Source organism: Halorubrum sp. F4 (genome assembly GCF_027257195.1).
Lineage (GTDB): Archaea > Halobacteriota > Halobacteria > Halobacteriales > Haloferacaceae > Halorubrum.
Genome location: NZ_JAPDFS010000004.1, coordinates 65,897 through 91,836 on the forward strand (window position 1 = coordinate 65,897; position 25,940 = coordinate 91,836).

26 protein-coding genes, 2 tRNA genes and 1 pseudogene are annotated in these 25,940 nt (G+C 64.8%); 13 read left to right on the forward strand and 16 right to left on the reverse strand.

The annotated features are described in order from the left end of the window. Nucleotides 1-21: 21 nt before the first annotated feature. A complete protein-coding gene (locus tag OKW78_RS11280; protein ID WP_281195265.1) occupies nucleotides 22-432 on the reverse strand; it encodes a zinc ribbon domain-containing protein in 411 nt (136 codons plus the stop codon). Between the two features lie 90 nt (nucleotides 433-522). Between OKW78_RS11280 and OKW78_RS11285 the strand changes: the two genes are divergently transcribed. Continuing rightward, on the forward strand, nucleotides 523-2,139 hold the full coding sequence (locus OKW78_RS11285; RefSeq protein ID WP_281195266.1) for an amidohydrolase: 1,617 nt from the start codon (nucleotides 523-525) through the stop codon (nucleotides 2,137-2,139). 47 nt (nucleotides 2,140-2,186) lie between these two features. On the opposite strand, the gene trpG is transcribed toward OKW78_RS11285, so the two are convergent. From trpG to OKW78_RS11320, 7 genes are all read right to left on the reverse strand, one after another. Beyond that, the gene (gene trpG, locus OKW78_RS11290; protein ID WP_281195267.1) at nucleotides 2,187-2,807 is read right to left on the reverse strand and encodes an anthranilate synthase component II; all 621 of its coding nucleotides are present in this window, start codon (nucleotides 2,805-2,807) and stop codon (nucleotides 2,187-2,189) included. Next, nucleotides 2,804-4,516 carry an anthranilate synthase component I gene (trpE, locus tag OKW78_RS11295; RefSeq protein ID WP_281195268.1) on the reverse strand — a complete coding sequence of 571 codons (1,713 nt, stop codon included), beginning with the start codon at nucleotides 4,514-4,516 and terminating at the stop codon, nucleotides 2,804-2,806. The genes trpG and trpE overlap by 4 nt, the downstream gene beginning before the upstream one ends. Then, nucleotides 4,513-5,157 (reverse strand): phosphoribosylanthranilate isomerase, encoded by a 645-nt coding sequence (locus OKW78_RS11300; protein ID WP_281195269.1) that lies wholly within the window; start codon nucleotides 5,155-5,157, stop codon nucleotides 4,513-4,515. The genes trpE and OKW78_RS11300 overlap by 4 nt, the downstream gene beginning before the upstream one ends. Then, nucleotides 5,157-6,221, reverse strand: coding sequence for an anthranilate phosphoribosyltransferase (gene trpD / locus OKW78_RS11305; protein WP_281195270.1), 1,065 nt, complete (start codon nucleotides 6,219-6,221; stop codon nucleotides 5,157-5,159). The genes OKW78_RS11300 and trpD overlap by 1 nt, the downstream gene beginning before the upstream one ends. Nucleotides 6,222-6,387: 166 nt before the next feature. Continuing rightward, complete coding sequence (locus OKW78_RS11310; RefSeq protein ID WP_281195271.1) at nucleotides 6,388-7,146, reverse strand: universal stress protein; 759 nt, start codon at nucleotides 7,144-7,146, stop codon at nucleotides 6,388-6,390. A gap of 84 nt (nucleotides 7,147-7,230) precedes the next feature. Continuing rightward, a complete protein-coding gene (locus OKW78_RS11315) occupies nucleotides 7,231-8,514 on the reverse strand; it encodes a tRNA pseudouridine(54/55) synthase Pus10 (RefSeq protein ID WP_281195272.1) in 1,284 nt (427 codons plus the stop codon). A 139-nt stretch (nucleotides 8,515-8,653) separates the two neighbouring features. Next, nucleotides 8,654-9,886 (reverse strand): PQQ-binding-like beta-propeller repeat protein, encoded by a 1,233-nt coding sequence (locus OKW78_RS11320; RefSeq protein WP_281195273.1) that lies wholly within the window; start codon nucleotides 9,884-9,886, stop codon nucleotides 8,654-8,656. A gap of 318 nt (nucleotides 9,887-10,204) precedes the next feature. On the opposite strand from OKW78_RS11320, the gene OKW78_RS11325 reads away from it, so the two are divergent. After that, on the forward strand, nucleotides 10,205-10,585 hold the full coding sequence (locus OKW78_RS11325; protein WP_281195274.1) for a DUF5830 family protein: 381 nt from the start codon (nucleotides 10,205-10,207) through the stop codon (nucleotides 10,583-10,585). Between the two features lie 45 nt (nucleotides 10,586-10,630). On the opposite strand, the gene OKW78_RS11330 is transcribed toward OKW78_RS11325, so the two are convergent. Further along, nucleotides 10,631-11,959: a hypothetical protein gene (locus OKW78_RS11330; RefSeq protein WP_281195275.1), complete on the reverse strand. Its 1,329-nt coding sequence runs from the start codon at nucleotides 11,957-11,959 to the stop codon at nucleotides 10,631-10,633. A 184-nt stretch (nucleotides 11,960-12,143) separates the two neighbouring features. On the opposite strand from OKW78_RS11330, the gene OKW78_RS11335 reads away from it, so the two are divergent. Both OKW78_RS11335 and OKW78_RS11340 read left to right on the forward strand, forming a co-directional pair. Beyond that, nucleotides 12,144-12,297 (forward strand) — tRNA-Met (locus OKW78_RS11335). Between the two features lie 37 nt (nucleotides 12,298-12,334). Beyond that, nucleotides 12,335-13,153: a polysaccharide deacetylase family protein gene (locus tag OKW78_RS11340; protein WP_281195276.1), complete on the forward strand. Its 819-nt coding sequence runs from the start codon at nucleotides 12,335-12,337 to the stop codon at nucleotides 13,151-13,153. Nucleotides 13,154-13,181: 28 nt separating this feature from the next. Here the strand turns inward: OKW78_RS11340 and OKW78_RS11345 are convergent, their stop codons facing one another. The 6 genes from OKW78_RS11345 to OKW78_RS11370 form a co-directional block, all read right to left on the reverse strand. After that, nucleotides 13,182-14,612: an MATE family efflux transporter gene (locus OKW78_RS11345; RefSeq protein ID WP_281195277.1), complete on the reverse strand. Its 1,431-nt coding sequence runs from the start codon at nucleotides 14,610-14,612 to the stop codon at nucleotides 13,182-13,184. Nucleotides 14,613-14,698: 86 nt separating this feature from the next. Next, complete coding sequence (locus OKW78_RS11350) at nucleotides 14,699-14,902, reverse strand: hypothetical protein (protein WP_281195278.1); 204 nt, start codon at nucleotides 14,900-14,902, stop codon at nucleotides 14,699-14,701. Then, the gene (locus OKW78_RS11355; protein WP_281195279.1) at nucleotides 14,895-16,094 is read right to left on the reverse strand and encodes an ABC transporter ATP-binding protein; all 1,200 of its coding nucleotides are present in this window, start codon (nucleotides 16,092-16,094) and stop codon (nucleotides 14,895-14,897) included. Before OKW78_RS11355 ends, OKW78_RS11350 begins: the two co-directional genes overlap by 8 nt. A 4-nt stretch (nucleotides 16,095-16,098) precedes the next feature. Next, nucleotides 16,099-17,112 (reverse strand): carbohydrate ABC transporter permease, encoded by a 1,014-nt coding sequence (locus OKW78_RS11360; RefSeq protein WP_281195280.1) that lies wholly within the window; start codon nucleotides 17,110-17,112, stop codon nucleotides 16,099-16,101. A 1-nt stretch (nucleotide 17,113) separates the two neighbouring features. Continuing rightward, the gene (locus OKW78_RS11365; protein ID WP_281195281.1) at nucleotides 17,114-18,118 is read right to left on the reverse strand and encodes a carbohydrate ABC transporter permease; all 1,005 of its coding nucleotides are present in this window, start codon (nucleotides 18,116-18,118) and stop codon (nucleotides 17,114-17,116) included. Between the two features lie 2 nt (nucleotides 18,119-18,120). Continuing rightward, a complete protein-coding gene (locus OKW78_RS11370; protein ID WP_281195282.1) occupies nucleotides 18,121-19,611 on the reverse strand; it encodes an extracellular solute-binding protein in 1,491 nt (496 codons plus the stop codon). A gap of 287 nt (nucleotides 19,612-19,898) precedes the next feature. Between OKW78_RS11370 and phoU the strand changes: the two genes are divergently transcribed. The 7 genes from phoU to OKW78_RS11405 all read left to right on the forward strand — a co-directional run bounded on the left by phoU (nucleotide 19,899) and on the right by OKW78_RS11405 (nucleotide 23,935). Beyond that, nucleotides 19,899-20,573 carry a phosphate signaling complex protein PhoU gene (phoU, locus tag OKW78_RS11375; RefSeq protein ID WP_281195283.1) on the forward strand — a complete coding sequence of 225 codons (675 nt, stop codon included), beginning with the start codon at nucleotides 19,899-19,901 and terminating at the stop codon, nucleotides 20,571-20,573. A gap of 93 nt (nucleotides 20,574-20,666) precedes the next feature. Continuing rightward, nucleotides 20,667-21,059, forward strand: a complete 393-nt coding sequence (locus OKW78_RS11380) for a thioesterase family protein (protein ID WP_281195284.1) — start codon at nucleotides 20,667-20,669, stop codon at nucleotides 21,057-21,059. Between the two features lie 66 nt (nucleotides 21,060-21,125). Beyond that, nucleotides 21,126-21,365: a glutathione S-transferase N-terminal domain-containing protein gene (locus OKW78_RS11385; protein ID WP_281195285.1), complete on the forward strand. Its 240-nt coding sequence runs from the start codon at nucleotides 21,126-21,128 to the stop codon at nucleotides 21,363-21,365. After that, a complete protein-coding gene (locus tag OKW78_RS11390) occupies nucleotides 21,362-21,895 on the forward strand; it encodes a cob(I)yrinic acid a,c-diamide adenosyltransferase (RefSeq protein WP_281195286.1) in 534 nt (177 codons plus the stop codon). The genes OKW78_RS11385 and OKW78_RS11390 overlap by 4 nt, the downstream gene beginning before the upstream one ends. A gap of 65 nt (nucleotides 21,896-21,960) precedes the next feature. Further along, nucleotides 21,961-22,239, forward strand: coding sequence for a hypothetical protein (locus OKW78_RS11395; protein ID WP_281195287.1), 279 nt, complete (start codon nucleotides 21,961-21,963; stop codon nucleotides 22,237-22,239). A 116-nt stretch (nucleotides 22,240-22,355) separates the two neighbouring features. Continuing rightward, nucleotides 22,356-22,430, forward strand: a tRNA-Val gene (locus OKW78_RS11400). Nucleotides 22,431-22,825: 395 nt separating this feature from the next. Continuing rightward, a complete protein-coding gene (locus tag OKW78_RS11405) occupies nucleotides 22,826-23,935 on the forward strand; it encodes a hypothetical protein (protein ID WP_281195288.1) in 1,110 nt (369 codons plus the stop codon). 76 nt (nucleotides 23,936-24,011) lie between these two features. Here the strand turns inward: OKW78_RS11405 and OKW78_RS11410 are convergent, their stop codons facing one another. Next, the gene (locus OKW78_RS11410) at nucleotides 24,012-24,251 is read right to left on the reverse strand and encodes a hypothetical protein (protein WP_281195290.1); all 240 of its coding nucleotides are present in this window, start codon (nucleotides 24,249-24,251) and stop codon (nucleotides 24,012-24,014) included. Nucleotides 24,252-24,385: 134 nt separating this feature from the next. On the opposite strand from OKW78_RS11410, the pseudogene OKW78_RS11415 reads away from it, so the two are divergent. Both OKW78_RS11415 and OKW78_RS11420 read left to right on the forward strand, forming a co-directional pair. Beyond that, a pseudogene (locus OKW78_RS11415) lies at nucleotides 24,386-24,826 on the forward strand (zinc ribbon domain-containing protein); the annotation flags it as partial. Nucleotides 24,827-25,076: 250 nt separating this feature from the next. Further along, nucleotides 25,077-25,439: a hypothetical protein gene (locus tag OKW78_RS11420; RefSeq protein ID WP_281195519.1), complete on the forward strand. Its 363-nt coding sequence runs from the start codon at nucleotides 25,077-25,079 to the stop codon at nucleotides 25,437-25,439. The last annotated feature ends 501 nt before the right edge of the window (nucleotides 25,440-25,940 follow it).

The following is a 25,940-nucleotide window of genomic DNA, read 5'->3' on the forward strand; positions in this document are numbered from 1 at the left end:
ACGCCCGCGGATCGCCGCGAGCTACCCGATGAAGAAGTCGATCGCGTCGCCGGTCGACTGGCCCTTGTACAGCTCCGAGTAGCCACAGTTCGCACACGAGACGACGACGAACCGACGGTTCTGCACGTCGAACAGCTTTGTGAGCCCGGTCCCGCTGGTCGCGATCTCGTCGGTCTCCGTCTCCTCGCCGCCGCACTTCGGACAGCCGGCGTCGCCGTCGGATCCGAGGGTCTCGGCGTCGGCGTCCGCACGCGATCCGGTCGACCAGGCGGTCCCGTCGTACTCGGCACGACCGGGGCCGGGACCATCGTCACCGTCGGCGGATCGATCGGTGCCGTCGCGGTGCCCGTCGTCGTTTTCGCCGTCGTTTCCGTCGCCGGTCGAGTCGTCGCCGAAGAGGGAGTAGCTCGTGTCGTTCTCGTCGGAGGGCATCGGTTCGAGCCTGATCGGTCGCGAATAAATGTTTTCCGGCGACTGCGATCCGTCCCAAACGGTTAATCCGTCCGGCGCGGGAGGACGTTCATGAGCGAAGCCGCGGACCGGGTCTTCCTGAACGGGGAGATCCACACGCTAGCCGAACCCGACGCGACCCACGAGGCGGTCGCCGTTCGAGACGGCGAGATCGTGCGGCTCGGCCGGACGTACGACGTCGAGTTCCTCGCGGGGGCCGACACCGACGTCGTCGACCTCGCGGGACGAACCCTCCTGCCGGGGTTCATCGACGCACACACCCACCTGACCACCGTCGGACGGTCGCTCGTCCACGCCGACCTCTCGGCGGCCGATTCGCCGGCGGACGCGGTCGAGTTACTGGCGGAGCGGGCGGCGGAGGTCGAGGACGCGGAGATTGAGAGTGAGGTCGGCCAGGGCGGTGACGGATCCGCTGACCTCGACCCCGCGACCACGTGGGTGCTCGGCTACGGTTACGACGAGTCGACCTGGAAGGAGAACCGCTACCTGACGCGGACCGATCTCGACCGAGTCTCGACCGACCGACCGGTGGCCGCGTTCCGCGAGGACATGCACGTGGCCGCGGTCAACGGGGTCGCACTCGACCGGTTCGCCGACGCGCTCGAGGGAGTCCCCGACGAGACGGTCCCGACCGACGACGCGGGCGACCCGACCGGCGTCCTCCTCGAGAGCGCGATCGACCCGATCTACGAGGCGGTCGAGCCCGGCGTGGCGGGAACCCGTGCGGCCGTCGAGGCGGGCCTCGAGCTGTGCGCCGAGCGGGGTATCACGGGCTTTCACGACATGGTCCGGGACTCGCACGCCCCGCGGGTCTACCGTGAGCTCGACGCGGTCGACGAGCTGACCGCGCGCGTCCGGATCAACTACTGGACCGACCACCTGGACGCGCTCCGGGAGGTCGGGCTGGCGACGAACGCCGGCTCCGCGTTCGTCGAGACCGGCGCGATCAAGTCCTTCACCGACGGGAGCTTCGGCGGCCGGACGGCCAAACTCTCCGAGCCGTACGCCGACGACCCTGACGAGACCGGACAGTGGGTGATCGAGCCCGACGAGCTACGCGACTGGGTGCGCGAGGCGACGACGGCCGGCTACCAGTTCACGGCCCACGCCATCGGCGACGAGGCGATCCGGGCGGTCCTCGACGCCTACGAGGGGGTGGCGGCGGGCGATCCGGGTGAGGACCGCCACCGCGTCGAACACGTCGAACTCGCCGACGACGCCGTCATCGGCCAGCTCGCGGAGACGGGCGTCGTCGCGAGCGTCCAGCCGAACTTCCTGAAGTGGGCGGGGTCCGACGGGCTCTACGAGGCGCGTCTCGGCGAGGAACGGACGGCGGAGACCAACCGATACCGCGAGATGCTCGATTCCGGCGTCCGGCTCGCGTTCGGCTCCGACGGGATGCCGATGGACCCGCTCCTCGGCGTCCACCACGCGGTCAACGCGCCCGCGGAGGGACAGCGGCTCTCCGTGACCGAGGCGCTTCGCGCGTATACCCACGGGGCGGCGTACGCCGGCTTCGACGAGGACCGGCTGGGCACCGTCGAGCCCGGAAAGCGCGCCGACTTCGTCGTCCTCGAGGAGTCGCCGTGGGCGGACCCGACGGCGATCCGCGACGTCGACGTGGCGATGACGGTCGTCGACGGCGAGGTCGTCCACGACGCGCGCTGAGGGGCGTTCGCGAGGATTCGATTACCATCTACCGCCGCCGCTGCGCCTCACGCGACCGACTCGAGGAAGTTCCGGATCACGTCGTGGCCGACCGCGGTGAGGACGCTCTCGGGGTGGAACTGGACCGCCTCGATCGGGTGCTCGCGGTGCCGGATCCCCATCACGACCGACTCGCCGTCGTGGTCCGTCGTCGCGGTGACCGCGAACGACTCGGGCACCTCCGTGGCGACGAGCGAGTGGTACCGCCCCGCCCGAAAGCCCTGTTCGAGCCCGGCGAACACGCCCTCGCCGTCGTGGTCGACCGGGAACGCCTTGCCGTGGATCGGCTCGGGCGCGTGGCCGACCGTGCCGCCGTACTCGTGGACGGCCGCCTCCAACCCGAGACACACGCCGAGGGTGGGCACGTCGGGGGACAGTTCACGGAGCACCGACGCGGAGACGCCCACGTCCCGCTCGTTCCTCGGGTGGCCCGGTCCGGGGCTGATCAACACGGCGTCGGGCTCCTCGGCCTCGACCGCCGACAGCGACGCGGTGTTCTTCAGGACGGCGATGTCGACGTCTTCGCGGGCGGCGGCATCCCCGTGGTCCTCGCCGATCGACAGCTCCGAGACGTACTCGACGAGGTTGTAGGTGAACGAGTCGAAGTTGTCGACGACGACCACCTTCATTTCCCGATCCCCTCGAGTGCCGGCTCGTCCTCGCGGACCCGATCGATCGCGGCGAGGACGCCCTCCATCTTGCGCTCGGTCTCCTCGTACTCCGCGGTCGGGTCGGAGTCGGCGACGAGTCCCGCCCCGGCACGGACCGTGATCTCGTCGGTACCGTCCTCGGCGTCGACGCCGCTCTCCGCTCCGACTCCCTCTCTTACCCCCTCGCGGATCGTCGCGGTCCGGATCACGATCGCGAAGTCGGCGTCGCCGGTCCACGAGTAGTAGCCGACGCCGCCGCCGTACGCCTCCCGCGGCGTGGTCTCGAGGTCGTCGATGATCTCCATCGCGCGCACCTTCGGCGCGCCCGTGAGCGTGCCCGCGGGGAACGTCGCCCGCGTGGCGTCGAACGGGTCCGAATCGGCCGCGAGCGTCCCCGTTACCGTCGACTCGATGTGCTGAACGTGGCTGTACTTCAACACGTTCATGAACTCCTCGACGCGGACGGACCCCGGCTCCGAGACGCGGCGAACGTCGTTGCGCGCGAGGTCGACGAGCATGGTGTGTTCGGCGCGTTCCTTCCCGTCCGCGAGCATCTCGCCGGCCAGCCGGCGGTCCTCGACCGGGCTCGTTCCGCGCGGGCAGGTGCCCGCGATCGGGTTCGAGACGACCCGATCGCCCTTCACCGAAACGAGCGTCTCCGGGCTCGCGCCGACCACCGTCCGGTCGTCGTGGCGGAGGACGTACATGTACGGCGAGGGGTTGATCTCCCGGAGCGCCGCGTACAGTCCGAGCGGGTCGACGTCGCCCCGAAGTCGGCGGCTCCGGGAGATCACGCCCTGGTAGATGTCGCCGTCGAGCACGTGGCGTTTCGCGGTCCGGACCGCCTCCTCGTAGTCCCCCTGCGGGTCGGCCTCCTCCTCGCGTACGCGGATACCGTCGGGATCCGGCGGGTCGGCGGCATCGAGGGTAGCGGCGACGCGGTCGGCCTCCGCGGCGAGCGCGTCGTAGACCTCGCCGGGGTCGTCGTCGACGTCGATGATCGGCGTGAACACCAGCTCGACGGTTTCCTCCTTCTCGTCGAAGACGACCGTCCGGGTCGTCAGCAGGAACTCGGCGTCGGGAAAGTCGGTCTCGGGTCGGCCGACGCCGACCTCCTCGAGCCAGAGGTCGTAGACCGCCTCGTACGCGAGGAAGCCGACGAAGCCGCCGGAGAGGATCTGCCGGTCCGTCTCGGGGAAGCCGCGGCGGGCCACGTCCGGAAACGCCGCACGGATCCGATCGATGACGTCGACGTCGCCGTTGGCGGTGTTGTCGCCGTCGCCGTCGCCGTCCTCGTCGCCAGCGTCGCCCTCGATTCCGCCGATGAACTCCGCGGCAGGGCCGAGTTCGGTCACTTCGGTGCGGTCCGGATGAACGGAGACGACCGCTTCCGGGTCGTAGCCGACGAACGAGTAGCGGGCGTGCCTGTCGGCCTTTCCCCCCGCGGTGAACGCGCCGTCGGGATCGCTGGAGGCCACCTTCTCGCCGGACTCGAGGAGGAAGCCGTACGGTCCCTCGCCGACGAGCGTCGCGTACGCCGCGAGCGGGGTGGTCTCGGGATCGAGCGACGCGGCCGCGCGGACGACGACCGGCCGCTCGGCCTCGGCGACCAGGTCGACGAACTCCGCGCGCGAGCGGTCCAGCGGGGTCGTCCCGTCGCCACTCCCGGCCATCCCGTTTCCGGTCATGCGACCTCCATCTCGCGGCCCGCGTTGGTGACGAATCGAGCGACCGCGTTGTGGTCCTTTCGTCCCTCGATACGTTCGACGCCGGAGGCGACGTCGACCGCGAAGGGGTCCGCGACCCGCACCGCCTCGGCGACGTTCTCCGCGGTGAGCCCGCCGGCGAGCACGACGGGAACCGTCAGTCGCTCGGCGAGGTCGCCGGTCGCCGCCCAGTCGTGGGTCTCGCCGGTGCCGCCCGCCCCGGACTCGCGCGTCGAGTCGACGACGAGCGCGTCGGCGACGCCGTCGAACTCCTCCGCGCGGGCCGGGTCCGCGGCGTCGATCGCGAGCAGCACCTTCCGCTCGGTCTCCGCGCGGATGAACCGGAGCTCGTCGGGAGTCCACTCGCCGTGGAGCTGGACGGCGTCGGGGCCGATGGTCCGGACGAGCTCGACCGCGCGCTCGGGCGACGTCGGCATCGTGACGAGCGTCGCCGTGACGAACGGAGGAACGTCGGCGAGCAGGTCCGCCGCGCGTGCCGGGTCGACCTCTCGGGGCGTGTCGACCGGCACCTCGGTTATGACGCCGACCGCGTCCGCCCCCGCGTCGACGGCCGCCCGGAGGTCCGCGCCGTCGGTGAGCCCGCACACCTTCACCCGCGCCATCACTCGACCTCCGCGCCGGAGCCCGCGGCCACGCTCGAGTCGGCCGGCTCGGTCTCCCCGACGGAGTCGCCACAGAGCGCCGCGAGCTTGTCGGCGGCCGCCCCGGAGTCGATCGCCTCCGCGGCGCGCTCGACGCCCGCCGACAGGGAGTCCGCCTCGCCGGCGACGTAGACGGCCGCGCCCGCGTTCGCGAGGATCAGGTCGCGTTTCGCGCCCGTCACCGACCCGTCGACGATCCCGCGGAGGTCAGCCGCGTTCTCCTCGGGCGTTCCGCCGGCGACTGCCTCGATCGGCGCTCGCTGCACGCCCAGGTCCTCCGGCGTGATCGTGAACTCCGTCACCTCCCCGCCGACGACCTCGGCGGCGACCGTCTCGTCGTGAATGCCGATCTCGTCCATCCCCGCGCCGTGGACGACGAGCGCGCGATCGACGGGCATGTGTGCGAGCGCGCGGGCTATCGGGCCGACCAGTTCGGGGTCGTAGACGCCGAGCAGTTGGGCGTCCGCCCCGGCGGGATTCGTCAGCGGGCCGAGCACGTTGAAGATCGTCCGCATCCCGAGCTCCTTTCGGGGACCGATGACCGCCTTCATCGCCGGGTGGAAGACGGGCGCGAGCATGAACCCGATCCCGTCGTCCTCGATGGCGGCCTCGACCGCGGCGGGCTCGGCCTCCACGTCCGCGCCGGCGACCTCGAGCACGTCGGCGCTGCCCGAGGAGGAGGAGACCGAGTAGTTGCCGTGTTTGGCGATCGGGACGCCCGCGCCCGCGGCGACGATCGCCGAGGTCGTCGAGACGTTGATCGTGTCGTAGTCGTCGCCGCCGGTCCCGCACGTGTCGACGAGCGGCGCCCGGTCCGGCTCGATCGTCCGGGCCGCGTCGCGCATCCCCCGTGCGAATCCCGCGATCTCCGCCTCGGTCTCGCCCTTCGCGCGCAACGCGGCGAGAAGCGCCCCGATCTGCGCCTCGGTCATCTCCTCGAAGACGAGCCGCGCGGCCTCGCGCGCCTCCTCGAGCGACAGGTCCTCCCCGTTCGTCACGCGTTCGACCGTGTTTTGAATGTCCATGATGATCACTGATGTATGAGTCCGTGTTGTAATGTACAAGTGTGTACACTAATTTAACGCTGTCGCCCCGAATACGAGCGCGCCGTCCTCGGGAGGAGTTGCGGCTCCTCGGGATGACGGGCACCGTGGACGCTCGACCGCTCGAACCGGAAAAAAGGGAAGTCGCTTACTCGAGCGGCTGCTCGTCGGCCGCCTCGACGACGACCACGGGGACTGCGGCCTCGTCGACGACGGTGTCGGTCGTGGAGCCGAAGACGAATCGGCCGACCGTGCCGGTCGTCGGCGCGCCGACGACGACGAGGTCGTAGTACGGCGACTGTTCGACGATCGCGCCGGCGGCGGTCCGGTCCTCGACGAGCCAACGGTCCACGCGGTCGAATCCCCCGAGCCGGTCGCGGGCGGAGTCGAGCAGGCGCTCGCCGGCCGCCCCGTAGTCCTCGCTCCCGGCGCGCTCGGCGGTTCTCCCGTCGTCCGTGGCGGCATCGCTCCCGGCGTCCGCGGCGGCATCGCTCCCGGCGTCTCCGGCCGCATCGCCCCCGTCGTCCGCGGCGGTACCGGCCCCGTCGACCTCGTTGGAGTCCCCGCCCGCGATGGCCTCGTCGGAGGGGACGACGTGGAACAGCTCCAGCCACGCGTCGGTCGCTTCGGCGATCCGTCTCGCGACGTCGACCGTCGCGCCGGAGTGCGGGCCGGGCCCCACCGCGACGAGGACCGAGGAGACGCGATCGGGGCGGTTCGCCCGGTCGAGCCCGTTCAACGCCACGTCGCCCGCCGTCGGGACGTCCTCCGAAGCCGTCGCGACGGCGGGTTCGACGACCGGTTCGCCGACGCCCGGCGTCTCGGCTCCCGGGTTCGCGTCCACCGTTGGATCGGTTCCACCGCCGCCGGCATCCGCGTCGTCGACGTCGGCGTCGCTCCCCTTCATACCCTACGCGTCAGACGTGCGTCTGATAAATCCTCCCGTCGCGGTCTCTCACCCACCGGTCGGAGACGCGTCGTCCGAACGCGCTCACTCCCGGAAGAACGTCTCGTCCTCGAACGGTTCCTCCTCGCCCTCGACGGCGACGACGTCGAGGGCGGTGACGTCGGCGTCGACGCCGAGGAGTCCGGCGAGGCTCGGCTCGGTCCGTCCCTCGTCGCCGGAGATCAGCTCCTTGATGTAGAGCCCGCCGGCGCCGTGTATCTCGACGGTGGCGTGTCGGGGGTCCGCGAGCTCCGCGGTCGCCTCGTACACCTCGCGCTCGCGGGTCATGCTCGCGCGCCGGTGGTCGACGCGGTTCGGCGTGTACTGTTCTATCGTCGCGCCCTCCAGCTCCTCGATCGCCGCGGAGAGGTCGTCGCCGTCGACGTCGTCGCCGAACGTCACCTCGGCGCGGTAGCGCTTCGAGGCGTCGTGCTCCTTGACGCGCTCGACCATGTCGTAGGTCGCGAGCCGGAGTCCCTCGACCTCGACCGCGCCGTCCGCGAAGGCGTTGACGTCGGCCTGGAGCCGGTCGGTGTCGACCCGGCGACGGCGCGGCTCCGCGACCTCGATCACGAACGGGCGGCCGGTGCCGAGCATGAGCGCGTCGACGTCCTCGCGTCCCGCGCCGTGGAACGTCGCCTCGGTGCCGTCCATCACGTCCTCGACGATCGGCGCGGTGTACTCCTCGACGCTGTCGTCGTAGAGGTATCCCGACCCGCCGCAGTGGTCACACGGGTCCGCGCCCTGCCGCCCCGAACCCTTACACTCCCGGCAGGGCCACTCGGTCTGCGGGATGTCGCGCTCCAGCTTCCGGTAGCGGCCGTAGACGAACGCGGAGTTCACCTTCGCGTCGATGGCGTCCTCGGCAAGATCGATCGTGAACTGGACGTCCGGGCGGTCGAAGGAGACCTCCGCGCCGGTCAGTCGCCCGAACCGCTTGCCCACCTCGCGGTTGAACTCCGATTTGAACGGCTCGCCGGCGTCGGCGTCGAGGCCGGCCTCCTCGCGTAACAGCGCCTCGTTCTCCTCGATCAGCGGCGGCGGCCGCGTTCCGACGTTGTACGTGGAGAACTCCGTTCCCTCGACGGCCTCGTCGGCGCGTTCGGCCCACGCATCGAACTCGGCACAGCGACCCTCACACACCCAACAGTCCGCGGTCGAGACCGGCTCGTGGTCGTCGTCCTCGCGCAACGCGAGCGAGACCCGCAGCGCCGACCCGCGCTCGGCGTTCGACAGCCCGAAGCTCCGGTCGGCGACGAGCCGACCGAGACAGGCGTCACACACCGGACCGGTCGCGGTCGCACGCGCGGCGACTTCCAGTACGTCCATACGACCTCCAGCGTCCCCCGTGGTAACTGTCTTACTACATGTCGAGAGATGCTGGACGGTGGGAACAGACGTAACGTTTCATCGTTCTCGACTTCGAGATCGTCTTCAGCAGCAAGTCGCACAGACAGCCACCGGTTGACTATTTATACGCATAGAGATTGTTATCGCCTCCCGGAAGATAGACCCATTCGTCAACGACCAAAGGTGATCCTTTGATGTCCGCACTCAGAGTGGATTCCCAGATCTTGTTCTGTGATTCGAGGTCAACTGCTCCAAACGCTCCGTTCTCTCCAGTATAATACAACACGTCGTCAGTAATATTACCCGCTGCCGCTTGATCGAGCGTCCACTGGACCTCTTCCGTCGGTGGATCGACTGCCCGAAGTGTTGAGCCGTCTTGACCATTTACCGTGTAGTATAGTATCCCGTCGTGTACGCTTCCTCCACCACCGTTGACATCCGTCTCCCATAGAACGGTGCCATCCCGTGTGCTGTATCCACGCTGGGGACCTCCCCTCGCGCTCTGGACAACCGTCTCTCCGACAACCGTTGGGCTCCCTATAAGTGGGTCAGTTTGGTCCGAAGCCTGCACGGACCACAGTTCCGATCCGTCCTCTTGATCGACACAGTACAGGTTATCGTCGCGTGAAGTGAAGTAGACTCGATCGTCCGCAACGGCTGGGACACTTAAGATGGCTCCGTCTGTCGAATGCCGCCACTGTTCGGTCCCACTCTCAATATCTACCGCGTAGAGGTTCTGATCGTTGGAACCGAAATAGACCGTGTCCTCTACTACCTTTGGGCTTCGCCAGATGCTGTCCCTCGTTTCGAACTCCCATGACAACGATCCAGAGTCGGCATCGATCGCGTAGAGGGCGTCGTCACGCGCGGAGGTAAACAAAACCAGATCGTCCCAGAGGGCGGGCGACGTCCATCCCGTCTCGCTTGTCTCATATCGCCATCCTTCCTCACCCGTCGTTGCGTCTACGTTGTATAGATTCCCGTCAAGTGATGTGAAATACAGTTCCTCACCGCTTACCGCTGGCTCCCCTCGAACCTCCCAGCCAGTTTCGAACACCCACTGCTCTGATGGCTCTGAGCGCTGTGGGATTCCGGCGGGATTTGCAGATCTACTTTGCGCATCGTATCCTGCCTGGGGCCAAACACCCTCTAACGAGGCATCTTCCGTCGAGGACTCTTCAGTCGAAGTATCTCCAGCCGAAGGATCTTCAGTTGAGGAATCCTCCGGTACCTGACGTACAGTCTCGTCCGATTGAATTCCGAGTAACTCCCGCGCTCCAGCGTAGAAACCGACAGCGGCTCCGATTGCTCCCGCTCCCATGTAATTGATGATTTCTCGTCGAGAACTCATAGCATGACATCAATTGACTGCCAAATATATTTTGTGAACCATCGACACGTCGTTGAACATCTACCTTTTCGTGATGTACCCGGCGTCCAGCTATCGTCGTTGGTCATGAAAAACGCCGACGCTGACACCTTCCTGGATTACAGGACTAACTGGGGCTATCGCTTCTGTCCTCGCCACCACCTTCGTAACAGATGTTGTATATTTAATGAACTCACCCAGTACACCGTTCACTCGTACTGATCGAAACGATCCTGGACCTACCTTCCTCGTTGAATTTCAACGAATCCACTTAATAAGCACCGCGCCGTCGGCTCGGCCGTGAGCGAGCCGGCGGCCCGCGCGGAGAAGGTGGACCTCGCCGTCGAGCTCCTCGCACATCTCGAACGCGAGGAGCTCTCGCTGCCCGAGGCGATGGACCGGATCGAGACCGTGACGACGAACCCCGCGCTCACCCGCGAGATCCTCGACACGGCGGAGAAACGCGGCGTGATCGAACGCGAGAACGCCCGCCTGCGCGTACTCCGGGGCGGAACCTACGTGGAGTACGACAGCCAGGTGGTCGCCCGCGAGGGCGACTTCGAGTGTAAACGCTGCGGTGCGGGGATCACGACCGGGCACTTCGTCCGGCTCCAGGCCGGCGAGCTGGGGCCGTTCGGCTCCTCGTGCGTTCGGAAGGTCACCGGCCGGGACTCCGAGTGACGTCGAACGGCCCCGTCTGATGCCGAACGGTCCTGTGTGATGCCGTTAGCGTCCCTGTCGGAGCTCCTCGATGAGCCGATCGAGAAGTTCGGCCTGCCGTTCGATCTTCGCCGACTGCGCCTCGACGGTCTGACGGAGCGCCGCGACCTCGGCGGCGATGTCGTCGTCCTCGACGCCCGCGCTCTCGAAGGGTGACCCCTCGAACCCGTCGGCGTCGGCCGAGCCCGTCGAGGTCGTCGGGTTCGTCGAGTTCGTCGGGGACTCGGTCCCGCCGTGATTCGCGGCGGAGTCGGTCGCGGCCGGGTCGCTCGGAGCCGGATCGGTCACAGTCGGATCGTCCGCGTCCGCCATCGACGTACCGAACTCGTCCGCGAGCGGGTCGCTGCCGGCGGCTCCACCGGAACCGATGTCGGCGGGATCGGCCCGGCCGGCGTCGGCCGGAGCGTCGACCGCGTCGGCGGTCGCACCCGTGTTCTCGACCGTCCCCTCACCGCCGCCGTGACGGTCGGCGGGACCGGCACCGCCGCGGTCGAAGTCCGCTTCCGACGGGACGTCGGCGTCCATTCCCGTGGTCGATCCGGGGGCCGTTTCCGGGTCGGCCGCTGCTCCCGTTTCGATCCCCGCGTTTCGCTCGGACGTCGCCTCCGCGTCGGCCGCGGGCGACGCCGAGAGCGGGTCGGGTCCCTCCCCGAAATCGGTCGTCCCGGTCGACTCCTCGGCCGCGTCGTCCTCGTCGTCGGCGACGACGACGCGGAACTCCTCGAGGCTCCCGACGCCGTGGAACTCACAGACCGCGTCGACGAGGCTCTCGCGGACCGCTCGGGCCGACTCGTTGGGGGCCTTGAACCGCTCGGAGCGACCGTCGTGGGCGAGCACGACCGCGGTCGCGACGGTTCCCTCCTCGAAGTCGAGGTCGGTCAGGTCCGCGTAGGGGAACTCCTCGAACTCCTCGTCCCAGACCGCCGACCCGACGTGTTTCACGAGTCGGCTGTCGGTGACGACGAGGGTGAGTTCCGAGAATCGGAACGTGCGGACGACCGACTCGCCGGAGTCGGTCACGCCCCGCGCCGAGAGCACGCCGGCGAGCACGGGATGGACGACGTCGTCGAGGCGTTTCGACGGGACGGAGAGCGTCTTCTCGCCGTCGAGGCCGTAGCCGAAGACGACCTTCGACTTCCGGCGGCCGGTCGAGACGGCGATCCGTTCGGCGTCGTGAGCGTACTCCTCGACCGCCTCGTCCGAGAGCAGGCCGTCGGCGCGATAGACGAGCGTTCGCGTGGGCGTGACCGCGAGGAGATCGTCTCCCCCGAGCGAAACCCGCGCGACGACCTCCTCGTCGCCGGCGGCGCCCGCGAGTAGTTCCGGAAGGCTCATACGCCGAACGTCCGGGGCGTCGGGCATAAATCCGCGGGGTCCGTTTCTCGGTCCTGGATCCGACCGCGTGGATTCGGCTCGCGGGCCACGGACCGGCCCGCGGGCCCGTCCGCCCGTGCGGAACTCTCACAGACCCCGGACGGATGGGAAGGTTAAAGAGTGTCATCGCGATACGTGAGAGTGAGGCCGGGTGGCTTAGCTGGACATAGCGCCGCACTCATAGGGTTCAGAGATTCGGTGCGGTGACGCCTTGGAAGCGTCCGCGTCCTTCCCGTGGCTCCGCCGAGCCTCGGACCTGGGACATGCGGAGATCGTGGGTTCGGAGCCCACCCCGGCCATCTAACCTTTTATTTCCCCCGACGGAGACCACGGGGTATGCCACACCGCGTCTGTCTCACCTACGACTTCGACGCCGTCGCCGGCTGGACGAGCGCCGGGATGTCCGAGTACCGCTCATGGGGAGTCTACGGGGCCGAGACGTGCGTCCCGCGACTGCTCGACCTCCACGACCGGACCGGCGTGCCCGCCACCTGGTTCGTTCCGGGACACACGATCGAGAGTTTTCCCGAGGTCTCCGGCGAGATCCACGACCGCGGCCACGAGATCCAACACCACGGGTGGAGCCACGACCCGCTCCCGTCCTTCGGCTCGAGGGAGGCCGAACGCCGCGACTTCGTCCGCGGGATCGAGGCCATCGAGGACCTGACCGGCCGGACGCCGACCGGCTTTCGGAACCCCGCGGGCGGCTTCTCCGAACACACCGTCGACCTGCTTCGGGAGTTCGACTTCGAGTGGGACTCGAGCGGCACCGAGCGCGACCTCCGGCCGTACTACCTCCGCGAACCGGGCACCGTCGAGGACGGGAAACCGTACCGACGCGGAGATCAGACCGACATCGTGACGGTCCCGGTGCCGTGGCACCGCGACGACTGGCTCCAGCTCTTCCCCGTCGCCTCCGACCCGCAGTTCGTCTCCTACGGACACGAGCCCGACGTGTTCCACCGCTGGCGGACGGAACTGTCGTGGATGCGCGAGCACGTCGAGGAGGGCGTCCTGACGCTTCTGTTGCACCCGCAGTGTGCCGGTCGCGCTCCGTTCGTCGCCGAGCTCGAGGCGTTCGTCGACGACGTGACGGACATGCCCGATACCGACTTCGCCGACGTCTCGACCGTCGTGTCGTCGTTCTCGGCGTGAGCAGTGCGAGCTGCGAACGGCGCTTGAGTCAATCGTCTCCCGTACTCGAGCGGTAGCGTCGACTGACGACCTTCCAGCGGCCGGACCGGAACAGTCCGTAGTTGATGAGGCCCGGAACGAACGGCTCCAGGATCAGCGCCAGATGGAGCCCGACGACGCCGAGCGGCGTGACCAGCCCGATGAGCGCGGCCGGTAACGCGAAGGCGTACCGACCGAGAAGCGATGCGACGAAGGGCCACCGCGTGTCGCCGGCGCCAACGAGCGCGCCCGAGGCGGTTCCGTCGAGCCCGAGGCCGACCGCGCTCACGGCGGCGACGGCGACGAACGTCGCGGTCGCGGCGACCTCCTCGGGTCCGGAGACGAAGAGCTCCGCGAGCGGCGACGCCAGCAGGATCACGACCGCGGCGAGGAGCACGTAGATCACCATCGACAGTCGGATGATGTCCGCGCCGTACGCGCCGGCCTCGTCCTCCTCGTCGGCCCCGAGCCGCTGGCCGACGAGCGAGCTCGACGCCAGCGACATGCCCCAGTTGACGCTGTTTATCATCGCGCGGACCCGCCGTGCGACCTCGAGGGAGGTCACGACGACCGGGCCGAACGAGGCGGCGATCCACAGGAGCGGGAAGACCACGAGCCCCTGGGCGAGCCGGCGGCCGATCTCGGGCGTGGAGACCTCGAGCAGCTGCCGGACGATCCCCGCGTCGACGACCGGACGCGACACCGAGATCGGCACCGGACTCGGTTCCATCCCCAACTGCCCGTACGAGCGTCCGACCATCCCCCACCCGAGAACGACCGTCACCGCGCCGGTCGAGAGCGTCGTCCCCAGCGCGACCCCGGCGACGCCCATGTCGAGCCCGAAGATGAACAGCGCGCTGAGGACGACGTTGAGCACCGCGCCGCCCGTCCGGGCGACCATCTCGGTGAAGGTGTCTCCGACGCCGGTGTACGTCCGGCTGGCGATGAGGTTCAGGGTCTCGAACAGCACGGCGGGCGTGACGTACAGCAGGTAGACCGTGCCGTACCCGAGCGACTCGGGCTCGGCACCCAGAACGGCGATCAGTTCGGAAGCGAACAGGGTGAAAAGCGCCATGATCGGCAGCGACAGCGCCACCGCGAGCAGCGCGCTCTGTGTGACCACGCGCGAGGCGCGGCGGGTTCGACCGCCGCCGTAGTTCTGCGAGACGAGGCTCACGGTCCCGCCCGCCAGTCCGAGTCCCACCAGGACGACGATGCTCCAGTAGCCGAGCGCGAACGCCAGTCCGGCGGTCCCGGCGGTGCCGATGGAGATGCCGACCATCGCCAGGTCGGCGGTCTGTTTCGACATGATCGCGAACCCCGTCACCACGCGCGGCCAGGCGAGATCGAGCGTGGGACGGAACCGATCGGCGCCGATGATCCCCCAGCGATCGAGGAGGCGTCCGAGGGCATCGATCGGGTCGTCACGAGGGATCGGCATGGAAGGTACTGGCTCGGACGCCACTTCGCTCTGGCGACTTCCCGAGTCGGTTGCCGGAGCTCGAACGAAAGGAGATCCTTCGCCGATCAGTACAGCTGTCGTTCCCGCGACTCCCGTTCCTCCTCCTCTTCGGCCTGCGCTTTCAGCTGCTTTCGACCCTCGCGGTAGTCCCGTATCCCCGGGATCAGCTTGTTCTTCACGTCGAGGACGAACGAGACGATCCCGTACGCCCAAAAGAAGAACAGCACCGTCATTCCGCCGTAGTAGACGAGGGCGACGACGTTACTCATCGGCCTCACCCGAGCGCGTCTCCGAGACCCGCGTTTCGAAGCCGGAGCTCGTGAGGTCCTCGACGCCGTGGACCAGCGCGTCGCCGGAGGCGTCGTCGAAGAGGTGGACCTTCGTCCGGTCGAAGACGACCTCCATCGACTCGTCCTCCTCGATGTCCCGGTCCGGATCGACGCTCATCAACAGCTGATCCGAGCCCGTCGCGTCGCCCCGCATCGCCCCCGCGTCCGTCTCGTCGAAGGTGAGGTAGACGAAGATCTGATCGCCCATCGGCTCGAGCACGTCGGTGGTCACCTCGATGGGATCCGACGGCGTCGAGATGGCTCCCTGCGTGTCGGTGGGGTAGACGTCCTCGGGGCGGATCCCGATCGTCACGTCGTCGCCCGCGGACGCGCCGGGAACGTTCTCGACGTCGAGGTCGATCGCGAAGTCGTCGGTCTCCGCGCCGTTCGCGGTCAGTCTCCCGCGGAGCAGGTTCATCGAAGGCGAGCCGATGAAACCGGCGACGAAGAGGTTCGCCGGCTCGTTATAACAGACGAGCGGCGGGTCGATCTGCTGGAGCTCGCCGCCGTCTATCACCGCGATCCGGTCCGACATCGTCATCGCCTCCGCCTGGTCGTGGGTGACGTAGATGATGGTGGTGTCGAGCTCCTTGTGGAGCCGCTGGAGCTCCGTTCGCATGTGGACGCGCAGCTTGGCGTCCAGGTTCGCGAGCGGCTCGTCCATGAGGAAGACGTCCGGCTCGCGGACGATCGCCCGGGCGATCGCGACCCGCTGCCGCTGGCCGCCGGACATCTCCTCGGGCATCCGGTCGAGCATCCCCTCGAGCTGGACGACGTCGGTCGCGTGCTCGACGCGCCGGTCGATCTCCTCCTTGTCGTAATCGCGGAGGCGAAGCCCGAACGAGATGTTCTCGTAGACGTCCATGTGCGGGAACAGCGCGATGTTCTGGAACACCATCGCGACCCCGCGGTCCTTCGGCGGCAGGGTGGTGACGTCCCGGTCGCCGATGGAGATCGTTCCCTCGGTCGGTTTCGTGAGTCCGGCGATCGTCTCCATCGTGGTCGACTTCCCGCAGCCCGACGGACCGACGAGACAGATGAACTCCCCGTCGTCGATGTCGAGGTTCATGTCGTCGACCGCCGTGACGTCCTCGTAGCGTTTCGTGACGTGTTCGAGTGTTAAGTTGGCCATGGATTTACTCCTTGAGTCCGCCCGCAGTCAGTCCGCTGACGATCCGTTCCTGTGCGACGATGACGATGATCACGATCGGCAACACCCCGACGATGCTCGCGGCCGCCATGAGGTTGAACTCCGTCGTGTACTGCGTCTGGTAGCTCAGGATACCGCCGAGAAGCGGCGACCAGTTCTCGGGGTTGTTCTCCAGCGCCATGATCGAGCTGAAGAAGTACTCGTTGTAGACCGTGATGAACGTCAACACGGCCGCGGTCGCGAGCCCCGGTGCCGAAAGCGGCATGATGACCCTCACGAGCGCGCCGAGTCTGGTGGTTCCCTCCACGCGCGCCGCGTCCTCGAGTCCGTCCGGGATCTGCGAGTAGAACGTGGTGAGAATGAAGATCGCGAGCGGCAGGAACAGCGCGCTGAACGGCAACACCATGCTGGCGGGGGTGTTCACGAGCCGCGGCGACTCGAACAGCTCGATCCCGAGGAACGGGACGACGACGGCGTTCCCGAGGAACGCGTCGAAGAGCGGCACGAGGAACGCCGCCGGGGGGAAATACGATATCATCAACACGACGAGCATGAGGACCCCGCGGCCGGGGAAGTCGAGCCGACCGAAGACGTACCCGGCGAGCGTCGCGACCGCGAGGACGATCACCGTCGTCGAGATCGCGAGCACGAAGCTGTTGAACATGAACAGGTGGAACGGCACCTGCTCGAACATCTCCACGAACGCGTACACGTTGAACCCCTGCGGATGGGGGAACTCGATCCCGATGATCGGCAGCGACCAGTCGCCCGTGAGGATCCGACTCGTCGGCGTCAACGCCAACACGAGCAGCCAGTAGAACGGGAACAGCGTCGTGAGGAGGAAGAAGCCGGCCGCGACGATGAAGAGCGCCCGGTAGAGCCGTTCGCGTTTCTCCTGGTCCTCGATCACGCTCTTCGTCCAGCGTGCCAGCGGACCGCCCTCCGGTTCCGTCGAGTCGTTCGATCCCGTCGAGTCGTTCGATCCGTCGATGGTTGCCATGTCAGAATCCCTCCTTGTACCGCTGGTAGATGACGACCGACGCGACGATGCCGACGATCCCCGCGGTCACGAACGCGATCGCGGAGGAGAGCCCGCGACTCGAGTAGAACGTCTCGACGACCATACACGACAGCGACGGGACCGTCGTACAGCTCGAGACCGTGTCGATGAGCCCGTAGATCCGCATCGCGTTGATCGTCCGGAAGAGGACGGCGATGATGAGCGTGGGCAACACGAGCGGGAACGTGATGAGCTTGAACTGCTGCCAGGGACTCGCGCCGGCGACCTTGGCCACGTCGTAGAGGTTGCGGTCGATGCTCTGAAGCCCGGCGAGGATGAGAAGCGCCATGAACGCCGACGTCTTCCAGATGTCGGCCACCGTGACGATCAGGAACGTGCTCGCCGGGTCGTTGAGCGTGTTCGTCTCCGCGACGAGCCCGAGCGGCGCGAGGTAGCTGGTCAGGAACCCGGTGCTCGGGTGGAACATCAGATAGAAGATCATTCCCTGAATGACGAGCGGGATCGCCCACGGGATGATGATCGCCGCGCGGACCCACCGCCGACCGGAGAAGTCCTTGTCGAGGATGAGCGCCTGCCCGAACCCGATGATCGTCTCGAAGGAGACGCTCACGAAGGTGAAGAGCAGGGTCACGATCAGGGTGCTGCGAACCCACCCGTCGACGTGGACGAACGGGAAGCTCCCGGAGGTCGTCACGTCGGGGAGGAAGGTGACCGAGCCGGGAAGCGTCGGGTTCGCCGCCCCGGTGAACAGGTCGACGTAGTTCTGGAGTCCGACGAAGGTCGGCTCGCCGGAACCCAGTACCCCGGTGAAAAGCGACAGCTCGAACGTCCGCAACAGCGGATAGAAGGCGATCGCGCCGAGCAGCACGAAGACGGGAGTCAAAAGCAGGTAGGCGAACGCGGTCTCGCCGAGGTTCTCGAGCCACCGGCTGAACGAGACGACGGGTCCCGGCCACTTCGATTCGTGTTCGCGTCCGGTGCTCATCGTTACGACCCGCTTTCCTCGCTCGCTTCGATCGCGTCTTGAAGTGTCGATGCGGCGTCAGCGGGACTCGTCTCGCCGGCGACGGCGGCGTTGACCTGTTCGGCGATGGTCGTCGACTGGGACGGCCACTGGGTCGTGACCGGCCGCGGCATCGCGCCCTGGCCCGCCACCTGGAGCGTGCTCATGTAGTTCGCGACCACGCCGACGCTCTCCGGATCGGTCACGTCGTCGGCCTCGAAGAGGTCGGGTTTCGGCGGGAGCCACGCGATGGTCTCGAGCATGCCGATGTTGAAGTCGTCCTGCGTGGTGGCCCGCAGCACCTCGAGCGCCTCCTCCTTTCGCTCGGAGTTGGGATTCATGGTGAGGTGCCAGCCGCCCTGCGCGGAGGTCGAACCGCCGGTACCCGGATACGCGCCCTCGCCGTCCTCGACGGCGTACGGCATGGGCATCGTGCCGAGGTCGCTCTCGTCGTCGAAGCTCTCGTAGTCGCCGGTGAGCGCCTCGACGATCGCGTACGGCCAGTTGCGGTGGAAGGCCGCCTGTCCCTCCGTGAACGGCGAGAGTGCCGGGTTCTCCGTCCAGGACGTGATGTCCGGGGAGGCCAATCCGGTCGGGTACGCGTCGAGGGTGTTCTCGTCGTCCTCGGTCGCGGCGAGCGTGTACATCATCGAGAGCGCCTCGATGAACTCCGACTCGTCGATGGTGACCGGGCGGTCGCCGACGGGGCCCTGGAGGTTCTCGTCGCCGCCGAAGTACGCGCCGCCGAAGGAGGTCATGACCTCGTTGAAGCTACAGCAGGCGGTGCCCTCGTAGACGTCCATCTGCGTCGAGAACCCGAACTCGGCGTCGGAGGCATCGACGATCTCCTGGGCCATCCCGCCCCACTCCTCCCAGGTCATGGGCTCGGACTCCCACTGGGCGAAGTCCTCGTCGGTGTAGCCGGCCTCGCGGGCGTAGTTCTTGTTGTACAGCATCACCGCGTAGTCCGGGAACAGCGGGACGCCGAACAGGTCCCCGCTCTCGGTGTCCCGGACGGTGTCGGTGAACGCCTGGAAGTAGTCCTCGTTGATCGTCGAGAGGGTCTCGTCGTCCAGTTCCTCGGAGAGGTTCGCGAGGTAGCCCCGCTGGATGAAGACGTTCGCCCACCCGGTGTCCATCATGAACAGGTCGGGGCTGGTCTCCTCGGCCTGGAGCAGGGAGACGTACTGGTCGCGCTGCTCGCCCGTGTCGTTGGACTGTTCGCTGAACTCGATCTCGATGTCCTCGCTGAGGCCGTTCTCGTAGAGGAGGTCCGGCATGTCCTCTCTGATGTCCTCGATGGTGGTCGACCCCATGGCGATCGTCACGGACGCACCGTCTCCGTCGTCATCTCCACCGTAGATACATCCGGAGAGGCTCGCTGCTGCCCCTCCTGCCCCGGTCGCCTTGATGAACTTGCGGCGGGAGACGCTCGATCCGGTTCGATTCGCGTCGTGTGAACGACTGTCCTCCATGGCAGATCGTGTTATTTGTATGTATTTATAATTAATGGTGGCTGTTACAACACCGGTAGTAACTAATCCTGTGAGGGCCGAGACGCACTGAACCACCCGGTCCTGGCGAGTAAACGGTCGGTCGTATTCTCGTCGCCCATCGCAAAAAGTTTCGGTCCGTCAATACGTCGGCGACCTCGGCGGGTGTCGGTCGTCGATCGGTTTCGGTCCGAGGGGTGACCGTCCGTCCACCGCCGCGCGGTCGCCGACGTGTTTTTAACCGTCGGGCGTGGTCTACGACCGAGACGATGCCACGGGAACAGTATCAGGCGAAACTGGAGAACCTCCGCGACGACGTCCTCTACATGAGCGAGCTCGTCGCCGATCGGCTCAGGATGGGCCTCGACGCTCTCGAACGGCAGGACGCCGAGCTCGGCGAGCGAGTGATCACGGGCGACGCCGAGATCAACGACCTCTATCTGGAGTTGGAACAGCAGTGTACGGACCTCATCGCGCTTCAACAGCCGGTGGCCGGCGATCTGCGATTCATCGCGGCCTCGTTCAAGATCATCACGGACCTCGAGCGGATCGCCGACCTCGCCACCAACCTCGGCGAGTACGCCGGGGAGGCCGAACGCGAGGTGTTCCCCGACGTCGACGCCCAGCGGATCGGCGATGACACCCTCGAGATGCTCGACGCCGCGATGACGGCCTACGCGGACTCCGACCCGGACCGATGTCACGCGGTCGCCGAGATGGACGACGACCTCGACGCGGCGTGTGAGGCGGCGAGCGACCTCGTCGTCCGGGACCTGATAGAACAGAACCACCTCGGCGAGGACGGCGACGTGGAGGCGATGATGGCGAACGTCTCCCGGCTGCTGTTGACGATCCGCGACCTCGAACGCGTGGGCGACCACGCGGTCAACATCGCCGCTCGAGCGCTCTACATGATCGAGAACGACGACGAACTGCTCTACTAGCCGGAACCGTCGTACTCGCCGGCGGATCGGCCCCGGCTTCCGGTCGGTCGCCGCTTCCGACGCGTACATACCTCAGCCCGGTGAGAAACGGACATGAGCACGTACACCACGGACGTTCCCGTTCGTTTCCGCGACATCGACGCGATGGGGCACGTGAACAACGCCGTGTACGCGACGTATCTCGAACAGGCGCGGACGGACTACTTCCGGGACGTCCTCGAGGCGGACCTCTCGGCGGTCGCGACCGTTCTCGCGTCGGTGTCGATCCAGTTCCGCCGGCCGGTCGAACTGACGGACGGTGCGGTTACCGTCGAGATCGACGTGCCCGAACTCGGCCGGTCGAGCGTGCCGATGACCTACGAGATCCGAGCGCGGGGGGAGGTCGTCGCCGAGGCGGAGTCGGTCCAGGTCGCCGTCGACGACGGTTCCTCCCGCCCGATCCCCGACGAATATCGGGAGGCGATCGAGACGTACCACGGGATCTGAGTGCCGATCGCCTCCTCCCCTGGCCGAACACGCACTTTCTTGCCCGCGCGGGTCCACGTTCCGCCCATGTCGATCCGACTGTACGCCCTCGAGGGATGCCCGTGGTGTGAGAAGGTTCACGACGCGCTCGCCGACGCCGGGATCGAGTACGAGACGACGTGGGTCGACGCGCTACACTCCGACCGCAACGAGGTGAAACGCGTGAGCGGCCAGCGCGGGGTTCCCGTCCTGGTCGACGACGAACGCGGGGTGACGATGGCCGAGAGCGCGAACGTCCTCGAGTACGTCGAGCGGACGCTCGCATGACGATCTACACCGGTCGCGGCGACGACGGCGAGACCGACCTGCGCGACATGAGCCGGGTGTCGAAGTCCAGCAACCGGATCGAGGCCTACGGCACCGTCGACGAGGCGAACGCGCTCCTCGGGACGATCCGTCCGACCGGCCACGACGACCTCGACGACCTGCTCGAGACCGTCCAGAACCACCTCCACGTGGTCCAGGCGGACCTCGCGAACCCGGACCCGTCCCCCGACGATCCGGCCGTCGAGCCCGAACACGTCGAGACGCTGGAGGGGCGGATCGACCAGTTCGACGAGGAACTGGAGCCGCTGCGGTCGTTCGTGCTTCCCGGCGGCGGGCGGGCCGGCGCGGCGCTCCATCACGCCCGGACGGTGGTCCGCCGCGCGGAGCGACGAGCCGTCGACCTCGCCCGGTCCGAACCGATAAACGAGACCGTCGTCACCTATCTCAACCGGCTCTCGGACCTGCTCTTCACGCTCGGCCGGGTCGCGAACGCGCGCGACGGCGAACCCGAGGAGTCGCCGTCGTACTGACGGGACACGTCGGATTCACCGGGATCGCCACAAAGCATATATTCGTCCTTCACCAAAGGACAGATATGAGCAAGCACTTCGAGGACGCACGATACTATCTCGGTCGAGCCGCAGAGCACGCGAAGGCGGGAGTCAAGGAGGAGCTCGAGCCCCTCCAGGATCGGGTCTCGAAGCTCGTCGGCGACGAGCCCGAGGAGGAGCCGGAGCCGTCGCGGCTGGAGAAGCTCCAGGCGGACCTGAAGGCTCTCGAGGATCGCGCCGAGGGCGAGGCGCGGGAGGCCGTCCAGTCGGCTCGCGAGCGCGTCGAGGCGTACCGCAAGCGCGACGAACAGTCGGCCGAGTAACCGCGAACTGCCCGCTGCTGACGGGACATTCCCGTCGATACGATCGGTCCGATCCGAGTCGAAGGTAAGCGACAAAGCAACTCTTAAGTCCCGACGTTGGAAAGGTGGTATCGTCCGGGTCGGTGGTCTAGTCCGGTTATGACGGCTCCTTCACACGGAGCAGGTCGGCGGTTCGAATCCGCCCCGACCCACTCGTTCTCCTGCCGTGTCTGAATCGCATGACGCGAGTGGTATGTGTATAAATATTCTCTTAACTACGTCATTTTGATTCAATCGGTTCTCGTAAGTCCCTTGGACCCTCCTACCGATTCATCTATAATTCAATCACGCGGTGATTTATAGATTGGAGATGTTTCACGGGCTTCTAATTCTATCAATAATTCGTATTGTGCCATCGCTCATGTTAAAATCAGTGTAGAGTATTCTCAAGTTCCTATATTCACCACTTAGAGATACACTACTCTCCAATATACGATTATCTTGTCCTCATGAGGGCACTATACTATTGAATATAGGTATCATTATGTGGGTTCAGTTTTTGTTATATGGCCAATATTTAAAGCAGTAAATGACAAAGTAACACGATATGAACCGGAGAGAATATCTAGCTATCTCGGGCGGTATAGTGGCATTAGCAGGGTGTAATGGTGAATCAGGTGACGACCAATCAGGAGAAGAAACTGGGCCTGAAGTAGACCAACGGGAGGATGAAGACCAACAGGTGGATGAAGACCAACAGGTGGATGAAGACCAACAGGTGGATGAAGACCAACAGGAGGAAACAGAGCCTGCTCGGATAGAAATAATTGAAATTAAAAGTTTCGATAAGATCCTCGTTGAGGATGACTTAGATGTCTATATTGATCTGGAAAACACAGGAGGACAAACTGGAGAAGCGGTAGTTGAAGTGAATTTAGGAGGATCCCAACAATCAGAGCAAGTAGAGATCGAACCAGATAGTACAGGCACCGTTCGGTTTGAGTTTGAAGATATCCCATCGGGCCAACAAGATATTGAGGCATCCTTATCAGAGGAAGAAATGACTCTCTCAGATACAGTAGAAGTTGTAGAACCGGATATTGAATTAACGTATGACATTGAGTCTACTCAGCTTGTTGGCCAAGATCAGACAGTTGAAATAACTCTGGACAATGAGATCGATCTTGAGATAACAACAAATCTAATGTTTGAATTGGGTAGCGTAGAACGTTCCGAAGATGTTACGCTTGAACCCAGTTCGTCAGAGACAATTACGTTTGATTATGAAGTCCCGGAAGTAGGTTCTTACGCACAATTTGCTGAAACAGCTGGTGAGACAGTTTTGGAAGAGGAAATTAATATCACAACTGCCGTAGATGCTCTCGAAATAACAGAAATAATTGACGGAAGTTGGTCGTGTTATTCTGCGTTTGCTTTTGAAGATTTGGATACAGTTAATTGGGAGTTTGAAGTTACAAATTCAGCAGGTGTTAATCTGGAAACTGATACCGCTACAATAACTGTTCAACAATTAGATAATGATGGCCGGCTTATTGGAACATTTGATGCCCATGGACAAATTCCGTCACCAGATACCCCGAGTGTATTTCGATCTAATGCTGAAGATATGGGGGAAGACGAGTGCGATTATGTTCGCAGTATTGTTGAGGCGTCAAACAATGGAGGGGATCGGGAGATAACGGATGTAGAGTGGTAATAATTAATCAGCTGTAGATATCTCCTCGCTACTTTCAGATCCAAAACAGCTCTTATTGTAGTTGTGTTATTCATAATCAGTAATCCATCAATGTCTTATCTTCTTTTTCGCGGAAAAGACAGTAATCTTCATCACTATCGGTAAACGGTTCACATTCTTCGGATTTAATCGAATAATGATTTAGACTATCAATTTCATTATCCTCTTTGAGAGTGACATTCTCATTCAGGTTATTTTGTGCTATTCTCTCAAATAGATCGATAATATTCGGTCGTTCTTCTTCGGATATATCTGGGATGTGTTTGTCTAAGTTCACTAGAATAGCACCACATTGAGATCCGTCCGATACACTATCTTGAATCTCCCTGCTTCTCTCTCATACCTAGTCTCATTTTAGTAAAAATTCTCTATAAATGGTGCCCGTACCTTCTAGTGGTTTTACCCGTCGAGGAGGGTGTCGCGACGATCGTGGTCGGCGATCTCTCCGGTATCCGTGAGGACGACCAGAACAGAGAGTCGAAAAAGTGGGGGAAGCACGGCAATCTCGACTTACACTCGTGGGCGTTCGACCGTTTCACGGAGCTGCTCACCTATAAGGCCAAGATAGAAGGAATCACAGAGGTATCCGAGCGCGACACGTTAACATCGTGCTCGTGTTGTGGGCGCAAGCGGAAGGCGAACCGTATCGAGTGCGGGTTGTACGTGTGCGATGAGTGCGGAACGACAGCAAATGTGGATGTGAAAGGAGCTGAGAACATTCGATAAAAAGTACCTCCGAATTCACCGGATTTGTCGATGAATAGGAGCAACCACTGGTTGGCACAGCCATCGAAGTACCTGTTTGACAAGGAAACTGGCACATTCGCACCTCAAAAACAGGTAACATCGTAAACCACAATATCTCAACCAAGCGGTGCCGTGGGAATCCTCGCGCTTCAGCGCCGGGAAGATATCAACGAAGTCGTGGATGCGGTAGAGACGTGTCTGCGGTGGTTCGAAACGTACACCCCCGACACTACCGAACGAGGATCTACTAGTAGGCTCGGTGGAAGTGACGCGACCTTTCCCCGGAGTAAACAGACTCCGTCGACAGGTCCAGTACTGCAGTACATTCATTACATCAGCACGCTGAGTACAGGATCTGCCAGTACGTATCGAAGAGTTCGAGACCGGTGATCTACCGAACGGCCCGAGCGTCCCCGAACAGGTGCTCACCTACCTGTACACGAACCGGGACAAAGCGTTCACTCGTTCCGAGATCGCGACCGGGATCAACGAAGATCCGAACACGGTCGGAACCGCACTCTCGCGGCTGAAGCAGCGCGATCTCGTCCGACATAACGGGGTGTACTGGGCAATAATAGCGGATCTGGATCGGGTGAGAGACGCCTACGAACTTCACGCTATCACGGAACGGCTGGACGAGGAGGATGAGGGGATCGATCCGGACGAGTGGGATGCCGTTGCCCCCGACGAACCACATCCCAGCGAACGAGACGAATAGATGCAGCCGGAGCTAGGTGACGTGGTTCGGAGCGTGGATCCGTTCAAGCTGGGTGAAGATCGACAACGGCCGTGGCTGGTCGTCAACAACGACCTACATCCGTTCAGTGACGAACAGTTCGTCGCAGTCGCCATCTCGACCAAAGAGTACGAGGACTCGATCGCCGTGAAGCCGGACCGTGGACGGTTGGCGGAGTACCACAACAGTCGTTCGTCTCTCCGTGGGCCGTTCATTCGCCCCGTATCGAAGACCTGGTCGCGTGGCAGGGGCGAGTCACGGACGAGTTCGTGGAAGATGTCATCACCGTCTTAGAGACGTATCTAGGGTAGTTCGGAATGTACGCCCGCAACACTAACGACCGGTCTCATCTCCGGCGGCGTGCCGCGTCGACCGGGAAACCCTCGTGGCGGGCGGTCGCCTGCGCGGCGACGGGCGGGTCGCGTTCGCGACCGGATGTGACGTGCCTGGGTTCTCCGCGCGGTCATCGCTCCCAGCCGGGAG

What these genes read in the sequence shown, in the direction of transcription:
- OKW78_RS11380 (WP_281195284.1), top strand. Translation starts at nt 20,667, where the DNA reads ATGAGCACGTACACCACGGACGTTCCCGTTCGTTTCCGCGACATCGAC.
- trpE (WP_281195268.1), bottom strand. Translation starts at nt 4,516, where the DNA reads ATGACCGGAAACGGGATGGCCGGGAGTGGCGACGGGACGACCCCGCTG.
- trpG (WP_281195267.1), bottom strand. Translation starts at nt 2,807, where the DNA reads ATGAAGGTGGTCGTCGTCGACAACTTCGACTCGTTCACCTACAACCTC.
- OKW78_RS11320 (WP_281195273.1), bottom strand. Translation starts at nt 9,886, where the DNA reads ATGAGTTCTCGACGAGAAATCATCAATTACATGGGAGCGGGAGCAATC.
- OKW78_RS11365 (WP_281195281.1), bottom strand. Translation starts at nt 18,118, where the DNA reads ATGAGCACCGGACGCGAACACGAATCGAAGTGGCCGGGACCCGTCGTC.
- OKW78_RS11350 (WP_281195278.1), bottom strand. Translation starts at nt 14,902, where the DNA reads ATGAGTAACGTCGTCGCCCTCGTCTACTACGGCGGAATGACGGTGCTG.
- OKW78_RS11395 (WP_281195287.1), top strand. Translation starts at nt 21,961, where the DNA reads ATGAGCAAGCACTTCGAGGACGCACGATACTATCTCGGTCGAGCCGCA.
- OKW78_RS11405 (WP_281195288.1), top strand. Translation starts at nt 22,826, where the DNA reads ATGAACCGGAGAGAATATCTAGCTATCTCGGGCGGTATAGTGGCATTA.
- OKW78_RS11345 (WP_281195277.1), bottom strand. Translation starts at nt 14,612, where the DNA reads ATGCCGATCCCTCGTGACGACCCGATCGATGCCCTCGGACGCCTCCTC.
- OKW78_RS11385 (WP_281195285.1), top strand. Translation starts at nt 21,126, where the DNA reads ATGTCGATCCGACTGTACGCCCTCGAGGGATGCCCGTGGTGTGAGAAG.
- OKW78_RS11310 (WP_281195271.1), bottom strand. Translation starts at nt 7,146, where the DNA reads ATGAAGGGGAGCGACGCCGACGTCGACGACGCGGATGCCGGCGGCGGT.
- phoU (WP_281195283.1), top strand. Translation starts at nt 19,899, where the DNA reads ATGCCACGGGAACAGTATCAGGCGAAACTGGAGAACCTCCGCGACGAC.
- OKW78_RS11390 (WP_281195286.1), top strand. Translation starts at nt 21,362, where the DNA reads ATGACGATCTACACCGGTCGCGGCGACGACGGCGAGACCGACCTGCGC.
- OKW78_RS11280 (WP_281195265.1), bottom strand. Translation starts at nt 432, where the DNA reads ATGCCCTCCGACGAGAACGACACGAGCTACTCCCTCTTCGGCGACGAC.
- OKW78_RS11360 (WP_281195280.1), bottom strand. Translation starts at nt 17,112, where the DNA reads ATGGCAACCATCGACGGATCGAACGACTCGACGGGATCGAACGACTCG.
- OKW78_RS11285 (WP_281195266.1), top strand. Translation starts at nt 523, where the DNA reads ATGAGCGAAGCCGCGGACCGGGTCTTCCTGAACGGGGAGATCCACACG.
- OKW78_RS11315 (WP_281195272.1), bottom strand. Translation starts at nt 8,514, where the DNA reads ATGGACGTACTGGAAGTCGCCGCGCGTGCGACCGCGACCGGTCCGGTG.
- OKW78_RS11355 (WP_281195279.1), bottom strand. Translation starts at nt 16,094, where the DNA reads ATGGCCAACTTAACACTCGAACACGTCACGAAACGCTACGAGGACGTC.
- OKW78_RS11330 (WP_281195275.1), bottom strand. Translation starts at nt 11,959, where the DNA reads ATGAGCCTTCCGGAACTACTCGCGGGCGCCGCCGGCGACGAGGAGGTC.
- OKW78_RS11370 (WP_281195282.1), bottom strand. Translation starts at nt 19,611, where the DNA reads ATGGAGGACAGTCGTTCACACGACGCGAATCGAACCGGATCGAGCGTC.
- OKW78_RS11300 (WP_281195269.1), bottom strand. Translation starts at nt 5,157, where the DNA reads ATGGCGCGGGTGAAGGTGTGCGGGCTCACCGACGGCGCGGACCTCCGG.
- OKW78_RS11340 (WP_281195276.1), top strand. Translation starts at nt 12,335, where the DNA reads ATGCCACACCGCGTCTGTCTCACCTACGACTTCGACGCCGTCGCCGGC.
- trpD (WP_281195270.1), bottom strand. Translation starts at nt 6,221, where the DNA reads ATGGACATTCAAAACACGGTCGAACGCGTGACGAACGGGGAGGACCTG.